This window comes from Pseudomonas sp. RC10 (assembly GCF_038397775.1).
In the GTDB taxonomy this organism is placed as follows: Bacteria; Pseudomonadota; Gammaproteobacteria; order Pseudomonadales; family Pseudomonadaceae; genus Aquipseudomonas; species Aquipseudomonas bambusae.
This window is the reverse complement of the sequence record NZ_CP151650.1, coordinates 3,367,704-3,385,630: the sequence shown is the minus strand read 5'-3', so window position 1 is coordinate 3,385,630 and position 17,927 is coordinate 3,367,704. Positions and strand designations below refer to the sequence as shown.

18 protein-coding genes are annotated in these 17,927 nt (G+C 61.9%); 1 reads left to right on the top strand and 17 read right to left on the bottom strand.

Going from position 1 to position 17,927, the window contains the following annotated elements; genetic code table 11:
• From AAEO81_RS15595 to AAEO81_RS15540, 12 genes are all read right to left on the bottom strand, one after another.
• A complete protein-coding gene (locus AAEO81_RS15595; RefSeq protein ID WP_341957580.1) occupies positions 1–882 on the bottom strand; it encodes an NAD(P)-dependent oxidoreductase in 882 nt (293 codons plus the stop codon).
• 17 nt (positions 883–899) lie between these two features.
• On the bottom strand, positions 900–2,240 hold the full coding sequence (locus AAEO81_RS15590) for an MmgE/PrpD family protein (RefSeq protein WP_341957578.1): 1,341 nt from the start codon (positions 2,238–2,240) through the stop codon (positions 900–902).
• Positions 2,241–2,278: 38 nt separating this feature from the next.
• Positions 2,279–3,046 carry an SDR family NAD(P)-dependent oxidoreductase gene (locus AAEO81_RS15585; protein ID WP_341957576.1) on the bottom strand — a complete coding sequence of 256 codons (768 nt, stop codon included), beginning with the start codon at positions 3,044–3,046 and terminating at the stop codon, positions 2,279–2,281.
• A complete protein-coding gene (locus AAEO81_RS15580; RefSeq protein WP_341957574.1) occupies positions 3,043–3,882 on the bottom strand; it encodes an N-acyl homoserine lactonase family protein in 840 nt (279 codons plus the stop codon). Before AAEO81_RS15580 ends, AAEO81_RS15585 begins: the two co-directional genes overlap by 4 nt.
• Positions 3,883–3,909: 27 nt before the next feature.
• Positions 3,910–5,301 (bottom strand): MFS transporter, encoded by a 1,392-nt coding sequence (locus tag AAEO81_RS15575; RefSeq protein ID WP_341957572.1) that lies wholly within the window; start codon positions 5,299–5,301, stop codon positions 3,910–3,912.
• Positions 5,302–5,348: 47 nt separating this feature from the next.
• Entirely contained in the window at positions 5,349–6,113 is a 765-nt protein-coding gene (locus AAEO81_RS15570; protein WP_341957570.1) for a carboxymuconolactone decarboxylase family protein, read from the bottom strand.
• A 282-nt stretch (positions 6,114–6,395) separates the two neighbouring features.
• Positions 6,396–6,785, bottom strand: a complete 390-nt coding sequence (locus AAEO81_RS15565) for a cupin domain-containing protein (RefSeq protein WP_341957568.1) — start codon at positions 6,783–6,785, stop codon at positions 6,396–6,398.
• Positions 6,782–7,702 (bottom strand): NAD(P)-dependent oxidoreductase, encoded by a 921-nt coding sequence (locus AAEO81_RS15560; protein WP_341957566.1) that lies wholly within the window; start codon positions 7,700–7,702, stop codon positions 6,782–6,784. The genes AAEO81_RS15565 and AAEO81_RS15560 overlap by 4 nt, the downstream gene beginning before the upstream one ends.
• Positions 7,703–7,735: 33 nt before the next feature.
• Positions 7,736–9,076 (bottom strand): MFS transporter, encoded by a 1,341-nt coding sequence (locus AAEO81_RS15555; protein ID WP_341957565.1) that lies wholly within the window; start codon positions 9,074–9,076, stop codon positions 7,736–7,738.
• A gap of 55 nt (positions 9,077–9,131) precedes the next feature.
• Positions 9,132–9,527 carry a carboxymuconolactone decarboxylase family protein gene (locus AAEO81_RS15550; RefSeq protein ID WP_341957563.1) on the bottom strand — a complete coding sequence of 132 codons (396 nt, stop codon included), beginning with the start codon at positions 9,525–9,527 and terminating at the stop codon, positions 9,132–9,134.
• Between the two features lie 93 nt (positions 9,528–9,620).
• The gene (locus tag AAEO81_RS15545) at positions 9,621–11,048 is read right to left on the bottom strand and encodes an aldehyde dehydrogenase family protein (protein ID WP_341957561.1); all 1,428 of its coding nucleotides are present in this window, start codon (positions 11,046–11,048) and stop codon (positions 9,621–9,623) included.
• A gap of 14 nt (positions 11,049–11,062) precedes the next feature.
• Complete coding sequence (locus tag AAEO81_RS15540; protein WP_341957559.1) at positions 11,063–11,944, bottom strand: NAD(P)-dependent oxidoreductase; 882 nt, start codon at positions 11,942–11,944, stop codon at positions 11,063–11,065.
• A 196-nt stretch (positions 11,945–12,140) separates the two neighbouring features.
• On the opposite strand from AAEO81_RS15540, the gene AAEO81_RS15535 reads away from it, so the two are divergent.
• Complete coding sequence (locus AAEO81_RS15535) at positions 12,141–12,467, top strand: NIPSNAP family protein (RefSeq protein ID WP_166598711.1); 327 nt, start codon at positions 12,141–12,143, stop codon at positions 12,465–12,467.
• 536 nt (positions 12,468–13,003) lie between these two features.
• On the opposite strand, the gene AAEO81_RS15530 is transcribed toward AAEO81_RS15535, so the two are convergent.
• The 5 genes from AAEO81_RS15530 to AAEO81_RS15510 all read right to left on the bottom strand — a co-directional run bounded on the left by AAEO81_RS15530 (position 13,004) and on the right by AAEO81_RS15510 (position 17,883).
• Complete coding sequence (locus tag AAEO81_RS15530) at positions 13,004–13,684, bottom strand: GntR family transcriptional regulator (protein WP_166598753.1); 681 nt, start codon at positions 13,682–13,684, stop codon at positions 13,004–13,006.
• Between the two features lie 160 nt (positions 13,685–13,844).
• Positions 13,845–15,455: a gamma-glutamyltransferase family protein gene (locus AAEO81_RS15525; protein WP_341957554.1), complete on the bottom strand. Its 1,611-nt coding sequence runs from the start codon at positions 15,453–15,455 to the stop codon at positions 13,845–13,847.
• A gap of 48 nt (positions 15,456–15,503) precedes the next feature.
• Entirely contained in the window at positions 15,504–16,283 is a 780-nt protein-coding gene (locus tag AAEO81_RS15520) for an amino acid ABC transporter ATP-binding protein (protein ID WP_341957552.1), read from the bottom strand.
• Between the two features lies 1 nt (position 16,284).
• Positions 16,285–17,052, bottom strand: a complete 768-nt coding sequence (locus AAEO81_RS15515) for an amino acid ABC transporter permease (RefSeq protein WP_166598756.1) — start codon at positions 17,050–17,052, stop codon at positions 16,285–16,287.
• A gap of 24 nt (positions 17,053–17,076) precedes the next feature.
• On the bottom strand, positions 17,077–17,883 hold the full coding sequence (locus AAEO81_RS15510; RefSeq protein ID WP_341957548.1) for an ABC transporter substrate-binding protein: 807 nt from the start codon (positions 17,881–17,883) through the stop codon (positions 17,077–17,079).
• Between the last annotated feature and the right edge of the window lie 44 nt (positions 17,884–17,927).

Here is a 17,927-nt window from a genome sequence, read left to right as displayed (position 1 = left end):
TCAGCGGTTCGACCAGCCTTCCACGGTGCGCACCAGATCGGTCAGGTCTCGGTGCCCGCCGTCCTGTTGTGCGGCGACGTTCCACAGTTGCCGCGCCGCGTTCCCCAGCCACATCGGCACGCCCAGCGCCTGGCATTCTTCGACAGCCAACCCGACGTCTTTGCAGACGCTGGAAATCGGGAAGCCAAAATCGAAGGTGCCCGGCAACACGTGCTTGGGAAATTTGTCCATCGTCGCGCCGTTCTTGCCGCTGCCCGCGTTGATCACCGCCATCATGACCTCCGGGTCCAGGCCGCCCTTTACGCCCGCGACAAAGGCCTCGCTGGTGATCGCGAACGCGGTGGTCGAGAGCATGTTATTGAGCAGTTTGAGTAATTGGCCCTGCCCCGGTTGCTCGCCTACGATGAACACTTTGCCGAAGGCATCGAACAGCGGGCGCACGCGCTCGACCGCTGCCGGTTTGCCCGCGACCATCAACGCCAGCGTGCCTTTCTTCGCCCCGGCAGCGCCGCCACTCACGGGCGCGTCCACGGTATCGATGCCCTTCGCGGCGAGCCCTTCGGCGACTTCCTGTTCCGCACGGGAACCGACGGTGGACAGGTCCACCAGAATGCGCACGGAAGTCCCTTCGATAATCCCGTCAGCGCCCAAGGCCACGGCCTTGAAAATCGCTGGACTTGGCAGGCTGGTGAAAATGATTTCAGCGCTGTCCGCCACCTCCCGCACGCTGCCCGCGACCTTCGCGCCCAAGGCACCCAGCTCGTCCAGTGCGCCTTGATCTTTGTCGAAAATCACCAACGAGTGACCTTGTTCCAGCAGACGCCGCGCCATGGGCCGTCCCATGACGCCTACGCCGATGAAGCCCAGTAATTGATTGCTCATAAGTGTTTTCCTGTCTGTCAGAGACTGGCCAGGCGCATCAGCGCGCCAACGTCGGTTGCCTGTTCCAGCGCCCAGAGCGCATCGATCAGCGGTTGCGGTTCGCATCCGGACCGGCCGTAAGCGGCGAGGTCGCGGAGTTTGTCTTCGAGAAAATGATCGCTGAGGGGCGCGTCGAGGCTGCCGAGGGAAACGTCGACGGTTCGTGTGAGGACCGAACCGGAATTGAACGTGATCCGCACCTGCGCAGACTCCACCGAGTAGTCAGCGTCATCGACGAAATGCACACGTTCATACAACGCCCGCAGCCGTTGATCACTCACCGCTGCGTCACTGAATTCCGCCAGACCGGCCTTGCCCGTCGCCAGGCTGACCGCCACGGCGTGTTGCGCGCTGACTTGGGATTGTCTGCCGAAGCGAATGTCAGGCCGATCGGTGCGTTGACGCAATAACGGATGCCCGGTGAGTTCGATGCGCTGAATGTCGTCCAGCCCCCACGTACGATCCCGCGCCAGTTCGAGGCACGCCTGAATCACCGGGTTAAGCACCACACCGCAGGGATAGGGTTTGTAAGTGTTTGCCAGCAAGGCCCAGCGCTCGCCCAGCCCAACGCTGATTTCGTCGAAACGCGGCTGTTCACCGAACACCTTCAAGAAACCGCGCTCACCTTCCAGTGGCTGGTCTGGCCCGACGAACCCGTCCTGTGCCAGCAATGCCGAGAGCAGGCCATTGCGCGCGGCATTGCCAACACCCATGCTCTTCGCCGCGCTGCCGAGGGTTTCCACCAGCCCGCTGGCTTGTGCGCTGGCATTGCCAAATGCGCCGACCAATTGCCGGGCGTCGAGGCCGAGCACCTTGCCGATGGCCGCTGCCGCGCCGAACACCCCGCAGGTCGAGGTGATGTGCCAGCCGCGCCGGTAATGTTCGGGGGAAATGGCCATCGCGATCCGGCACTCGACTTCCACGCCCAACACGAACGCCAGCAACAGCTGCTCACCGCTGACAGGCTGTGTTTCCGCCAGCGCGAACAACGCGGCGGCCACCGGTGCCGTCGGGTGCAGGATCGTCGGAATGTGCGTGTCGTCGTAGTCGAAGACATTGGCGCTCATGGCGTTCAGCGACGCCGCGTTGAGCATGTCCATGACGTCGGCGCGACCGATGACGTGGGCCGCGCCGCCTGCGTTGAAGCGCGTGAACAGCGTCGCCGCTTTCGCCACGTCCGGGTCGCTGCAACCGGCCAGCGACACAGCGAAATAATTGACCAATGCGCGATGGGCTTCGTGACGCACGTGGGCGGGAATGTCCGACCAGGTGGTGCGTTCGATGAAATGCGCCAGTTGCAGGCTGAGGCTTTGAGTCATGGGCAGTTCCGTTTTCCAAGGGTCATGTTCAGCATCGCTCACCCCGCCATCCACCCGTCATCCACCGGCAATGTCGCGCCGGTGATCGACCCTGCCGATTCGCTGCACAGGTAGACGATCAGGTCGGCCACGTGGCTGGCCTCGACAAAGCGCCCTGTGGCCTGTTTGCCCTGCAAAAACTCAACGGTAGCGGTCTGGCGGTCGAGCTGTTTTTCAGCCATCAGCGCGGTCAGTCGGCTGTCGATGTTCGGCGTCATCACCGAGCCGGGGCACACGGCGTTGCACGTGATGCCCTGCCCCAGGGTTTCCACCGCCACGGCGCGGGTCAGGCCCAGCAGCGCCGTCTTGGTGGTGACGTAATCAATGCGGTTGGCGATGGCCCGAGAGCCATAGGCGGACGACAGGTTAAAGATGCGTCCCCATTGACGTTCACGCATGCCCGGCAGCACCCGCTGAATCGCCAGAAATGCGGCCGTGATGTTCACTGCCAACGCCTGATCCCAGCGCGCCAGCGGGAAGTCTTCCAGCGGCGCGAAATGCCGGATCACCGCGTTGTTCACCAGCACATCGACCGGCCCCGCCACTGCGATCAGCGCTTCGACGCCTTCAGGTGTGGACAGGTCAGCGCGCACGTAACGCACCTGCACATCGTGAGTGCTCGTCAGTTCTTCGCAGGTGTCGCGCACCTCATCGGGCATGGCCAAACCGTGCAGCACAACGTGGTAACCCGCTGCGGCCAGCCCGGTGCCCATCGCCAGGCCCAGGCCGTCGGACGACCCGGTCACCAGTGCCGTGCGCCCTTTCATACCCCGGCTCCGTTGGCATCGATGCGCACGGCGAACGACGGATCGCTCGGATCGACCGGCGCGAAACGGTTCATCACGTCCGGGTCATGGCCGGGAATCACCACCGCGCCGGGGCGTTGCAGCCATTCGCGAATGCGCTCGTAGCCCTGGTACATGTCGGCCAGGCTGTCGAGCACGGCGAAGGGCCGGTCCTGCTCCAGTTCGTCGTAATAGTGAATGGCATCCGATGCGAGGATCACCGGGCCTTCGGGCATTTCCACCACCACCGCCATCTGGCCCGGCGTGTGGCCGCCGAGTTCGTACAGCTCGATGCCGGGGATCAGCGTGTTCTGTTTTTCGTCGAGCAAGGTAATGCGGCCTTCATGGTGCAGCGCCTGAATGCGTTCGATGTCCAGTGGGTCGATGTGGTGGCCGTACTGCGGGCGCTTGCCCATGTCGGTGCCCCAGAAGTCGAACTCCTTGCGCGACATGACAATCTTCGCGTTCGGGTACAGACCCAGGTTCCCGGCGTGGTCGTAGTGGGCGTGGGTCAACACCAGCAACTTGACCTCTTTGGGGTCGATGCCCAGGCGGGCCAAGGCATCGGCAGGCGCCACCACCGGTTGGCGTTTGCGTGCGGTTGCGGCCTCCGGGCTGAAACCGGTGTCGATGACGATGGTTTGCTCGGCGTTGCGGAAGATCCAGAAAAAATAATCCATGGTGATTTCCGCGTCCGGTTCCCGGTAGGCGCGGAAGTTGTAATAGCACTCGCTTTTGGTGGTCTGCCGGGTGCCATAACGCACCACGATCACTTCGGGGTCGGTCCAGTTCGGTCTGACGGTCGAGGGTGTGTTCATGGGAAAAACTCCAGATAGGGTCGGTCTTCAGGTCTTGATTTCGTGAGGCTTTTCTTGCCCCGCTGCCACCACCGGCAGCGGCGCCACGGCGATGTCTTCCAGTGATCGGTTCTTGGTTTCCGGGCCGATCGAGCCGACGATGATGGCTTGCAACAGCAGCGTGCCGACGATCAGCGAGATCACGCCGACGATGCCGAAACCGGCGAACACCGATGCGATGGCATAAGGCACGAGGATGTTCACGCCACGCCCGATGGCATTGCACAACCCGGCACCGCGCAAGCGCAGTTCGGTCGGGAACAGCTCAGGCACGTAACTCGCCACGCTCAACGACGACAGCACGTAGATGCACGCGGTGATCGCGAAGCCGGCGGCGATGATCGCGGTTTCGGTCTCGGCGAAGGGGTAGCTCACGCCAAAACCGATGCCCACCAGCGAGAACAGCACGATGCCCCATTTGCGTCCCAGCCGTTCTGCCAAGGCGAAGGCAATCAACGACCCCAGCGGCCCTCCGGCGAACATCAGGGTGGTCAGCCCCAGGGAGTTGGAGACGCTATGGCCCTGCTGCACCAGAAAGGTCGGAATCCAGCTGACGAAAGCGTAGTTAACGGTGAACAACGCCACCAGCACGGTGATGCCGGTGATGGTGCGGGTCAGCAGGCGGCGGGAAAACAGGTCGCGAATCCGGGCGGGCGGTGTGTCGTCGCGCGCCGTGATCGTCACCGGCACGGCACTGCCAGGCTCGACGCCGCAGCGGCTTTCGATATTCGCCACGATCTTCTCGGCCTCTTCCTGACGCCCTTGGGACGCCAACCAGCGTGGCGATTCCGGCATGTTCTTCCGCAGGAACCAGACGATCAGCGCGCCCACGCCCGCGATGGCAAACATCCAGCGCCAGCCGAAGCGCGGGATGATCAGCCAGCCGAGGAAGGCCGCGAGAAACAGCGAGGTGTTGATGATCAGGTTGAGGATGGTGCCGAAGCGCCCGCGCCAAGCGGCGGGGATGAATTCGCTCAAGGTGCCATAGCCGACGACGATCTCGGCGCCCATGCCGACGCCCATCACCAACCGGAAGAAGATCAGCCAGTACATGTTGGGGGACAGCGCGGCGGCAATCGACGCGAAGCCGTAGATCCCGAGGTTGAACTGGTAGGTGAAGCGTCGTCCGTAGCGGTCGCCCAACACGCCGGACAGCCATGCGCCGGACATCATGCCGATGAAGGTCACCGAGACGAATGTCGCGTTCAGTGCCAGTGTGGATTCATGGCTGTTGATCAACGCGGCGAGTACCGACCCGGCGATGTAGATGTCGAAGGAGTCGAAAAACATCCCGGCGGCGATCAGGCCGAGCAGACGGTAGTGAAAGCCCGAAAGCGATAACCGGTCCAGGCGCGCGCCAATGCTGGCTGCTGCGTTCATGTGTGTTCCTCATCGTTATTGTTATAGGAATCTTGGGAGCAGCGGCGTCATCGGGCGTCGCGGGCCCTCGCGTTGAGTGCCTGCTCCAGGATCGGCGCGGCCATTTGCGCACCGTGGATGCCGATCACGCTGACGATCTCCAGCATTTCCATGATCTCTTCCTTGGTCGCGCCGTAACGCAGGGCATTGCGCATGTGCAGCTTGAGGCCCGGCACGTAGAGGTGCGTGGCAGCAGCGTCGAACGCGCAATACATCAATTCCTTGACCTTGGGTTCCAGCACGCCGGTGCGCCACGGCACCGACGAAAATTCGACGTAGGTCTCGAACATCTCGGGGTCCAGCTCCAGCAGCCCTTCCCAAGACGGATGCCAGTAGCCACGGTTCTCGATGAAGCTGGCCTTTAGCGCCTCGCGCCGGGCGTCGAGGGGTTCAGGACCATTGCGCATGCCCTCTTCTTCCAGCACTTCCAGCAACACCGGAACACCGACGTTGGACGCGTGAATGCCGACGGTGCTGATCAGCTCCAGCACTTCGGTCAGTTCCTCGCGGGTGGCGCCGTGCTTGAGCGCAGCCTGAATGTGTTCCTCAATACCGGGCTGAAACAGGTGCGTGGCGTTGGCACTGGCGACCAGCGCGATGAAGCACTTGACCTTGTTCGGCAGGTGATTGTTCTGCCACGGTACCGACGCAAAATTCGCATACGCCTCGACAAAACCGGGGTCCAGACGCAACAGACTGTCCCAGCCTTCATTCCACGTGCCATGTCGCGTAAACGCGGTTTTGGCCTGTTGTTGTTTTTCGGTGAGGCTCATGGTTTTCCTCGTCAACAGTGGGGATCGTTGCAAGACCTGTAGGAGCGAATTCATTCGCGATGGGGCCGCATGATCGACACACATGTGGCGCCTGAAACATTGCATCGCGAATGAATTCGCTCCTACAGAGGAATAACGGCGTTTTGGATCTATCGTCAGACCGCCATAACCTGTGGGAGCGAATTTATTCGCGATGGGGCCGCATGATCGATACACATGCGGCGCCTGAAACATTGCATCGCGAATGAATTCGCTCCTACAGGGGAATAACGGCGTCTGGGATCAATCCGCAGACCGCAAATAATCCTCATCCGCCACGGCTTCCTGCCACACGGTCTTGCCGATGGAGGTCGCGGTGTGGACCATGAAGTTCTTGGTATTCGCGCCGTGCCAATGCCGTTCGTTCGGGCCGATCCACACCGTGTCGCCCTGACGGATCGGCTGTGGGTCGCTGCCTTCCAGGCAAATCCAGCCGCTGCCCGCCGTCACGTACAGCACCTGCCCGACCTCATGGTGATGCCAGAACGTGCGGGCGCCGGGGTTGAACGACACGTTGTTGATGGTCACGCCATCGGTGGTCGGCATCACCGGGTCGGCCCAGACCACGCCAGTGAACGTCGCGCCACGTTGCTCTGAAATCGCGCCTTCGACGGCGCCGTGAAAAACCTTCATGCCTTCTCTCCTGTCTTGCCTTTGGCCGATTCGTGCAGACGCACCCCACCAGACATGTCGCCGATGGCGTCCACCACTCGGTTGCTGATCAGGTCGCCGTAACCCAGCGCCGTTTGCAGGCCGAAACTGGCCAGCGGCCCCGATGCATTGAGGGACGCGACGCCCAGTTCGCGCACGCGGTCGAGGTACAGCACCACGTCCTTGCTCATCAATTTGCCGGTCAGGCCGCCTTCCAGGTAATTGCCGTCGACGATGTGGGGGAAACGGTTCTGCGTGGCGAAGTTCACCCCGCTGCTGCTGTTCAGCACGTCCAGCAAACGATGCAGATCGAGGCCCGCTTTCTTGCCCGCCACCATCACCTCGGCGGTGGCCGCGAGGCTCACCGCGTTGAGGAAATTATTCAGCAGTTTGGTGGTGTGCCCGGCGCCGCTCTCGCCCATCAGAAACACCTTGCTGGCGATGGGTTCGAACACCCAGGCCAGGGCGTCCACCGTCGCGGCATCGCCCCCGACCATCAGGGTCAGCGCGCCCTTCTCCGCCGCCGCCGCGCCGCCGGAAATCCCGGCGTCGACGTACTGCACACCGCGCTCGGCAAACAGGCCATGCAGGCGAATGGTCGAACTCGCCGCCGCCGTGCTCAGATCAACGACAACCTGCCCTTCGCGGCAGTGCGCCAACAGACCGTTTGGCCCTTCGACGACCGCCTCCACCACTTTGCTGTCAGGCAACGACAGCAGCACCACGCCTGCTTCGGACGCCACGTCGGCGATGGACTTCGCCGCCTGCGCCCCGGCCGCCTTGACCCGCTCAGCGTCGGTGTCATAACCGAGCACGTTCAACCCGGCGTTCACCAGGCAGCGCGTCATGCGCCCGCCCATGTTGCCCAAGCCAATGAAACCCACAGTTTTGCTATTCACGACTGCTCTCCTCAGCCACGGGGGCTGTGAATCCTAGAAATCCACGTCTTTGGTTTCCGGCCCCATGTAGGCGCCGATGGTGGCGATCACGCCGCCGATCACCAGCAGCACGGCCGGGGTCACGGTGAACGGCATGAATTCGCCCAGCCAGGCCATGTAAAAGGCGTAGAACGACGGGATGATCACCGACAGGCTGAAGCCGACACCGAAGCCGGTGGCGCGCACGTCGGTCACGAAACGCTCGTTGATGTAGGTCACGATCACGCCCCACGGTGCGGTCACCAGCACCGACAGCACGCAGACCAGGGTGATGATCACCGGCAGACTCAGGTCCTGAACGTTAGCCAGCACGTACATGATCGCGGCGCCCACAGTGGCGATGATCGGGCCGAGCACAATGAAGAAGCGACGACGGCCGATTTTCTGACCGATCATGCCCGAGGCGATGTAGCTGAAAAACAGGATCGAATAGGCGATCAGCAGCGTACCGGTCACCTCAAGCCCCGAAAGGTGCAAGGTGTTCCGCAGCAACCCGGTGGGCAGGAAGATGGTGATGATGTTTTGGGTCAGCCAGAAGCCGGTCATCATCAGCAACACTTGCAGCAAGTTGCGGCCGCTTTTGCCTCGGATCAGGTCAGTGAGCGGCAGCTTCTCGCGGGGTTTGTTGCCGGTTTCGCTTTCCCAGATTTCCGATTCCGACACGGCGTACACGTAGTACAGCGCGAGCACACCGGCCAGCACCGCGCCAATCACGAACGGAATGCGCCAGCCCCATACCACGTACGGCGAACCGGGGCCGTCGAGGGGGAACAGCATGAACATCAGCATCGCCACCAGGTTGATGGAGACGTAGGCCAGCGGGAACCCGGCGATGATCAAGCCGCCGACGAAGCCGCGCTGGTGCTTCTTCGAATATTCAATGGCCAAGGGCATCGCGCCGGTGTAGCCGCCGCCAAGGAAGATCCCGTCGACGAAGCGCAACAGCACCAGCAGCCAATACGAGGCGATGCCGATGGTCTCGTAGCCCGGTAGCAAGGCGATCAGCAACGTGACCACGCCGAAGCCGGACACCGAGTAGATCGAGGCCATGCGGCGACCGGTCTTGTCGGCGATCATGCCGAACAGCAAGGCGCCGATGGGACGGCCCAGCAGCGTGGTGATGAACACCAGCGAGGCGAGAATCGCGGCCATGCCGGGCGACAGTTGCGCAGGTTGGAAGAAGAACAGCACCGGGGACAACACCACCACCGGCAAGTAGATGTCGAACATGTCGATGTATTCGGAGAAAAACGCGCCCTTGATGGCGTTCCTTCTCTTCTTCTCGATCGACTGTTCGGTTTCAGCCGCCGAGCTGGCTGGGGCGTATGTGCTCATGGCGTTTCCTTATAGTTATTGTGAGACGCATGCATTGAGGTGGAGGTTGGAGCATTCAGTTGGCAGCGGTTTCAGCCTCGAAGGCCTTGATCGCTTCGGACGCCACGCGGAAGGCCGCCAGGCCCAACGGCGCGCCGCAGTACACCGCCGCCTGCATCAGCACGGCGCGAATCTCGTCCTGGGTCACGCCATTGCGCAGCGCGCCGCGTATGTGAATGCCCAGTTCATGGTGCTGGCTCATGGCGGTGAGCATGGCGATGTTGATGATGCTGCGGGTCTTGAACGAGAGCGTCGGGTCGCCCCAGATCTCGCCCCAGCAGACTTCCGTGACCATCTTCTGCATCGGCCGGTTGAAGTCATCGGCGGCGGCCCAGGACTTCTCGACATGGCGGTCGCCCAGCACTTCTTTGCGATTGTTGAAACCTTGGTTGAAGCGTTCGTTGTCACTCATGTTGTGATCACCTTATTCGTACGATCGACTGATTGTCATACAGTTGAAACGGGCAAATTTTTTTGAGCCTTGGGCCTGAATCCCCGTAGCGACTCAGTTGCCGTAGCCCACCAATGATTTGACTTCCAAGTACTCGCGCAAGCCGTATTCGCCCCATTCGCGGCCATTGCCGGAGCGCTTCACCCCGCCAAACGGCGCGGCGAAATCGGCGGGCGGATAGTTCAGGTGAACGCTGCCGGCCTGCAATTGGCGGGCGACGCGACGGGCGCGTTCCTGATCGCCGGATTGCACGTACGCCGCCAGTCCGTAGTGGGTGCCGTTGGCGATGGCAATCGCATCGGCCTCGCTGTCGTAAGGGATCATCGACAGCACCGGCCCGAAGATCTCTTCCTGGGCGATGGTCATGCCCGATGCCACGTAAGCGAACACCGTTGGCTTGGCGTAGTAGCCCTTCTCGATACCGCTCGGCAGGCCAACGCCCCCGGTGACCAATTGCGCGCCTTCGTCGATGCCACTTTGAATCAACGTCTGCACCCGACGGAATTGCGCGCGATTGACCAGCGGGCCGAGTTGCGTGCTTTCGTCCGTCGTCGCGCCAACGCTGTAGCCTTCGGCGGCGGTTCTGGCGATCTGGATCGCGTCGTCCATCAGGCTGCGCGGGATCAGCATGCGCGTCGGGATCGAACAGGACTGGCCGCTGTTGGTGAAACACGCGGCGACACCGCGAGTCACGGCATCCTGCAGATTGACGTCGTCGAGCAGAATATTGGCTGACTTGCCGCCCAACTCCTGCGCCACGCGCTTCACGGTGTCAGCAGCGGATTTGGCCACCAGCACCCCGGCGCGGGTTGAACCAGTGAACGACAGCATGTCGATGTCCGGGTGGGCCGACAGCGCCGCGCCGACACCCGGCCCGTCACCGTTGACCAGGTTGAACACCCCCGGTGGCACGCCCGCCTCGTCCAGAACTTCGGCGAACAGCAGGCTGCTCAACGGCGAGTATTCACTGGGCTTGAGCACCATGGTGCAGCCTGCCGCGAGGGCCGGACCGACCTTGACCACGATCTGGTTGATCGGCCAGTTCCACGGCGTGATCAGGCCACAGACACCCACCGGTTCGTGGCGAATCAGCGTACTGCCCTGAGCCTCTTCGAACTGAAAGCGTTGCAGCACCTCGATCAGTTGATTCAGGTGCAGCCAGCCGCGTGGCACCTGGAACTTGCGGGAAAACGTGATGGGCGAACCCATCTCGATGCGCATGGCCTGGGCGAATTCTTCCTGACGACGTTCATAGATCGACACGACGCGTTTCAGCAACGCGATGCGCTCGGCAACGGAAGTCCGGGCGTAATAGGGTAACGCCTTGCGAGCAGCAGCCACGGCCCGGTTAACGTCGGAGGCATCGCCCAGCGCCAGGCGCTCGACCACGGTCTCGGTGGCCGGGTCGATGACGTCGAACCATGAAGGGGATGCGGGTTCGACCCAGCGTCCGTCGATGTAAAACTTGGCGGCGTTTGACATGGAATCGGACTCCTTCACTCGCCTTCTTTGGCCAGCATGCGGTACATCTCGGTGTGGTCGGTGGTCGGCGTTGCATCCTGCGCCACGTCGTTCCAGACCTTGATCGCGCTCTGGCCGAAAATCATCGGATACTCCAGCGCATCCGACAGGCCCTTGGCGATCTTCAGGTCCTTGTTCATCAACTGCATGGAGAAGCCCGAACCGAAGGTGCCGCTGAGCATGAATTGCTTGGCCTTGTTCAACGAGGTGTTGCTGCCACCGCTGGAGGCATTGAGCACATCGACCATGACGCCGGGGTCGATGCCGAAGCGCTTGGCGACGTGTAGCGCCTCGACGGTGGCCATCAGGCCCGCAGCCGAGACGAAATTGTTCAGTGCCTTGGCGGCGTGCCCCGACCCGGCGTCGCCGATGTGCAGAATGTTCTTGCCCATGGCGTCAAGCACCGGGCGGCATTGCTGCATGACCTCGGCATTACCGCCAACCAGAATCGCCAGGCTGCCGTCCACGGCACGTTTCACGCCGCCCGAAACGGGGGCATCGAGGTATTGAAGGTTGAGGGTCTTGAGTTTCTGGCCAAGATCACGGGAACGGGCAGGCTCTGAAGAGCTCATGTCGATCACCACGGCCTGTGGCGCCAGGGATGCCGCCCACCCGCCTTCGCCGAGCAACACGTTCTCGACAATGTTCGAGTTCGGCAGCATGGTGATGAGGATGTCGAGTGACTGGGCGTTTTCGGGGGTCAGCGCGCTGGCGTTGAGGGTCGCCTGCACATCACGCAGGCGCCCGGCATCGGCGTCGGCGAGGAACAGTTGAAAGCCGGCTTTGGCCAGGCAGGCGGTCATGGGCGTGCCCATCATGCCCAGTCCGATAAAGCCGATACGTTGGGGTTGCGTCATGTTCGTGCCCTTTGATTTTTATGTTCTTGTCAATTCGGGTCGCGGCGGTGTCTGCAATGTTCTGCATGACATTGGCCAGTAGGTGAGATAAAACTATAGGACTGTCATACAATCGGTCAATAGGCTAATTTACGGTTTCTTACCAGCGGCACCTGCTTTCAGTCTTTGTCAGCAGCACTTAAACAGGAGAGGAAGAATGATTGTTGAATTGCGCACTTATCACTGTGCTCCCGGCCGTTTGCCCGCTTTGCATGACCGGTTTACCAGCATTACGCTGGGGTTTTTCGATAAGTATGGGATCAAGCAGGTCGGGTTCTGGACGAATCTGTCGGGGCCGACGAATCAGTCGCTGACGTATCTGTTGCAGTGGGAGAGCCTAGCGGAGCGGGAGACGAAGTGGAATGCGTTTCAAGCAGATCCGGAGTGGGTGGAGAAGCGCAATGCGACGGAGGCGCAGAAGATTATCGTGGAGCGGGTTGAGGTGCAGTTTATGACGCCTACGGCGTATTCGGCGTTGCGGTAGGTTTGCCGTTGGGGCGGTTCTGCCTGGGGGCAGAAGGTTTCGCCTTCGGCGAGTTACTTTTGAAAAAGCGACAAAAGTAACCAAAATCGCCTGCTCCTGGTTTGGCCCTGACTTCGTCAGGGTTCCCTCACTACGGCGACGCTCCGTGGGCCCGCCGCGAAGGGCCATCCATGGCCCAGCGCGGCTCTCGCGGCATCCATGCCGCTCGACCCACTCCGCGCCGCCTGCGCTCGGCCTGCACCCAAGTCGCGTTCGGCGGCGTCTGATCCATCGTGTTTGAAGAGCAACGGCATCTGGCTGGAGCTAACGCTCTTCGCGGTGTGAGGGCATGTACAGGGCTTCATTTCGTGCAGAGGCCTTAAACTGTGGGAGCGAATTCATTCGCGAAGGCGGTACAGGCGACACATCTCCGTCGCCTGAAGACCCGCTTTCGCGAATGAATTCGCTCCCACAGTGAATCTTCAGTGAATACCTAAACCGCGCACGCCGCAGGGTTCGTGAGAAAGGGGCAGCCCGGCGATCCGGGTGTTGGCAGGTTATTGCACCGCGTGCACCCCAGTTGCCGCCAACAGTTCAAGCACGTTTTTGGAGGCGTTTTCGACGTGGAGCAGTGCGGCGGCGCAGGCGCCTTCTTCGTCGCGCAGTTGGATGTTGCGGACGATTTCCTTGAGTTCGGCCAGGGTGTGGGGCATGCGGCCTTCGCGGCCCAGGGACAGGGCGCGCAGGAGGCTGACGCGGTTGTTGAGTTGTTCGAGCATGCCGCCGACGACGCGGCTTTGTTCGATGTCGAGGAGGACGTGGTAGAAGCGGCGTTTGATGTCCAGCAGGGCTGTTCCGTCGACGCTGGTGGTGCGGGACTGTTCGGCGAATTCGTCGAAGACTTCGCTCAGTTCGCCGACGTCTTCGTCGGTGGCGTAGCGCACGAAGTTGCGCACGGCGAGGACTTCCAGCGCGCCGCGTACATCGTAGATCTGCACGGCGTCCTTGGCATCCACCGAGGCCACGTAGGCGCCGCGATGGGGCACTTGTTCCACCAGCCCTTCCGCTTCCAGTTGCCGCAATGCTTCACGCAACGAGGTGCGGCTAACGTCCAGCGCGGTGTACAGCTGTTGTTCCACCAGACGATCCCCAGGCTTGAACCGCCCCGAGATGATTTCATTGCGCAGTGCATCCTGCACTTGATGCCGCAAGGACGACGCCTGACGTAGTACTTTCATGCTGTATTCCTGAAGACCTATGAATGCCACGGTGGCGGCCTTCCTTTTGCAGGAAGACCACGATTGAATCCGGGGCCGATCCTCATGATCCGGCCCCTTGAAAGCAATCGTATTGTATTACAGGACTTTTCGGAAAATTAAAATCAGCAGATCGTCTGGTTTACCACGCCACGATGGTGGAGTCAGCCCGGGGCTCGGTGCCGCCGCATAGCACGCCTGTGCCCGGGTCCCGCACGATGATCTGCCCGCGTCCGAATTCCGTGGAGTCAAAAGCGATGCTGATGTCGTGGCCCCGGCGCGCCAATCCCGCTGCCAACGCTTTTGACGCGCCCTGTTCGATGCCAACTTTCATCCCGCCCAACCACTGCCAGCGCGGTGCGTCGAGGGCCGCTTGGGGGTTGAGGCCAAAATCCACCAGGTTCATGACCATCTGCACGTGCCCTTGAGGCTGCATGTAACCGCCCATCACGCCAAACGGCCCCACTGCTTCGCCGTCCTTGGTGATAAACCCCGGAATGATCGTGTGAAAGGTTTTCTTGCCAGGGACCAGACAATTGGCGTGCGCGGGATCGAGGCTGAATTCTTGCCCCCGGTTCTGCAACGCCAGCCCGCTGTCGGGCAGCACCACGCCGGAGCCGAAGCCGTGGTAGTTGCTCTGGATGAACGAGACCATGTTGCCCTCGGCATCGGCGGTGGCCAGGTAGACCGTGCCGCTGGCGTGGGGATCGCCCGGTGTTGGCGCCTGGGCGTGATCGGCGATCAAGGCCCTCCGTGCATCGCTGTAACGGTCGCTGAGCAACTCCTCGACCGCGACGCGCATGTGCAATGGGTCGGTGATGTGGTGCAGGCCGTCGCTGTAGGCCAGCTTCATCGCCTCAAGTTGACGGTGCCAAGTCTGCTGGCTGTCGCGATGGTCGAAATCGAAGCCTTCGAGGATCTTCAGCGTCATCAGCGCCACGAGGCCCTGGCCGCTGGGCGGGATTTCCCAGACGTCGTAGCCCCGGTAATTGACGCTGATCGGATCGACCCACTGCGGGCGAAACGCGGCGAGGTCTTCAGCGCGCAAATAGCCGCCCGTGGCTCGCGAATGAGCGTCGATGCGCTGCGCCAGCGCGCCGCGATACAGGCTCTCGCATTGGGTGGTGGCCAGTTCTTCAAGGGTGCGCGCCTGCGCCGGGTTGCGAAACAGTTCTCCGGCTTTCGGCGCCCGGCCGTCGATCAGAAAGGTGTCGAACCAGCTGTCCAGCACTGCGTCCCGATGGGGACTGAATTCGTCGAACGCTTTTTGCCATTGATGGGCGACCACGGGTGACAGCGGAAAACCGTCCCGGGCCAGGCTGATTGCCGGTTGCAGCAGATCAACGAACGGCAACTTGCCAAACCGTCGAGACAGTTCAGCCCAAGCCGAGGGGCAGCCGGGCACGGTGACCGGCGTCCAGCCGTACAGGGGCATCTCGGTGTGGCCGGCCGCTTTCACGGCCTCGATGCTCAACGCCGCTGGGGCATGGCCGTTGGCGTTCAGGCCGTGCAGTTGGCCCTGGGTCCAGACCAACGCAAACGCGTCACCGCCGATGCCGCAGCCGGTAGGTTCGACGACGGTCAGGGCCGCGGCCGTGGCAATCGCGGCGTCGATGGCGTTGCCGCCTTTTTGCAGCATTTCCATCCCTGCCTGAGCGGCCAGCGGTTGCGATGCGGCGATCATGCCTCGGCGGGCAAAAACGCTCTGGCGTTGGGACGGATACGGATAGTCGTGGGCAGAAAAATTCAACATGTCGAAGGCTCTATCAATGCGGGATTCGTGGACCAGACCGGCTGGGCCTCAGAGGACGCGGCTGAGAAACGCCTGGGTACGGGGGTGATTCGGACGGCTGAAAATCTGTTCCGGGGGCCCCTGCTCGATCAGTTCGCCCTGGTCCAGCACCACCACGCGGTCGGCGACCTCTCGGGCAAAGCCCATTTCATGGGTCACCACGACCATGGTCATGCCGTCTTCGGCGAGTTCTTTCATCACCTGAAGCACCTCGCCGACGGTTTCCGGGTCAAGGGCACTGGTGGGCTCGTCGAACAGCATGGCTTTGGGTTTCATCGCCAGCGCGCGGGCGATCGCCACCCGCTGTTGCTGCCCGCCGGAGAGCATTGAGGGATAGTGCGCGGCCTTGTCTGCCAGACCGACCCGCGCCAACAACTCACGGCCCTGATTCAACGCAGCCGCTTTTGGGACGCCGAGCACGTGGATCGGCGCCTCAATGATGTTTTCCAGCGCGGTCATGTGGGCGAACAGATTGAAGCGCTGGAACACCATGCCGATGTCGCGACGCTGGCGGGCGATGTGGCGCTCGGACTCACGCACCAGACTGCCGTCGGCCCGCTCGCGATAGCCCATGGCCTGGCCGTTCACCCGGATGCGTCCGGACTGAATGTCTTCCAGCAAATTGATGCAGCGAATGAAGGTGGTCTTGCCCGACCCCGAGGCGCCAATCAGCACCACCACTTCGCCTCGCCGCACTTGCAGTGAGATGCCCTTGAGAATTTCCAGGTCGCCGAAGGACTTGTGAATGTCCAGCGCCTCGATGATCAGTTCGTCACTTTGATGCGCCATCTCAACGCCCCCTCAGCAGTTTCATTGCGCTGCGACCGAACATGCGTTTCGCCGCCGGTGGCTGTCGGTCCGACTGGCCGAAGCGCTGTTCCAGCCAGCGCTGGAAGAAGCCCCACAGCGTGGTCAGCATCAGGAAGTAAATCGCCACCACCAGGTACAGCTCGAAAACGCGGAACGTCGCGGAGGTCACCATTTGCGTGCTCAGCAGCAGTTCCTGAACGCCGATGACGCTGACCAGCGTGGTGTTTTTCAGCATCACGTTGAATTCGTTGCCCAGCGGCGGAACGATGACCCGAAACGCCTGGGGCAACACGATACGGCGCATCAGCTTGCCGAAGGTCATGCCCAGCGAACGCCCGGCCTCGTACTGACCTTTGTCCACCGCGCCGATCCCGGCACGAATGATCTCGGCCATATACGCGCCTTCGTTCAGCCCCAGCGCGATGATCGCCGCCTGAATGTTGCCCGGCACGATGAACCAGCCAAGGTCGATGTCTTCGAAGCGGAAAATCCCGCCCGCCGCCAGCGCGGTGTAGAGGAAGACGATTTGCACCAACAGCGGCGTGCCGCGCATCAGCCATACGTAAAAACGCACCGGCAGGTTCAACAGCGGGTTCTTCGACAGGCGCATCAACGCTGCGATCAGGCCCAGCGTGCAACCCAGCAGCATCGCCAGCACACTGATCAGGCAGGTTAGCCACAGCCCGGTGACGTAGACGCCACTGGGTTGCAGGAGGTATTGCCAGAACACATCCCAATTGAAATTCATCGGTCTATCCCGTTCGGCGCTGACTCAGTCGAGCTTGTCGCTTTCGACATGCCATTTGGCGAGCAACTGGGTGTAGCTGCCGTCGCTGCGCATGTCGCTGATCACCTGCTGCACAGCGGTGGTGAGTTGCGCGTCGTCCTTGCGAATGCCCAACCCGGTGAGGATGCGGCTGAACGCGGGCACGCCTTCCTGGAACAGGTCCGGCGCCATGTTGGCGTAGTAACCGGCAGTTTCCACGGTGGTGCCGTATGCGTCGACCTGGTTGATGCGCAGGGCCTGGAACGCGTCGGTGTCAGTGTTGTAGACCACCAGTTTCAGCGGCGGCTTGCCGGCTTTGGTCAGGGTTTCGTTCTGTGCGTCGAGCAGGGTCTTGATCGTCGACCCGTTGAGCACCGCGACTTTGTGTCCGGACAGGTCATCCAGCGACTTGATGCCCTTGGGGTTGCCCTTGGGCACCACCACCGACTGGCTGGAATACATGTAATTGACGATGTTGATCACTTCGCGACGTTCGGGTTTGTCGAACAACTGATCGACGATCATGTCGCACTGCTGCGCCAGCAACGCGGGCACCAGCCCGGAGAACGGAATCACCCGCCACTCCACCTTCTTGCCCCCCAACCGCCTGGCGATCTCGACACCGAGGTCGATGGTCAGGCCCACCGGTTTCTGCGCGGCGTCGAACGACACCAGCGGCGGTGAATCCATGCCCGAGCAATAGGTGACCTTGTCGACCTTCTGCAGACGGTCGGGCACGGTCGGCGCGGCGAACACCTGCGATGCGCAAAGACTCAGGGAAATGGCGGCGGCCAATGTGGCGGGTGTGTGCATGACGGAAGCTCCGGTTTCGGTAAGAAAGTAAGGGCAGTTCTGAA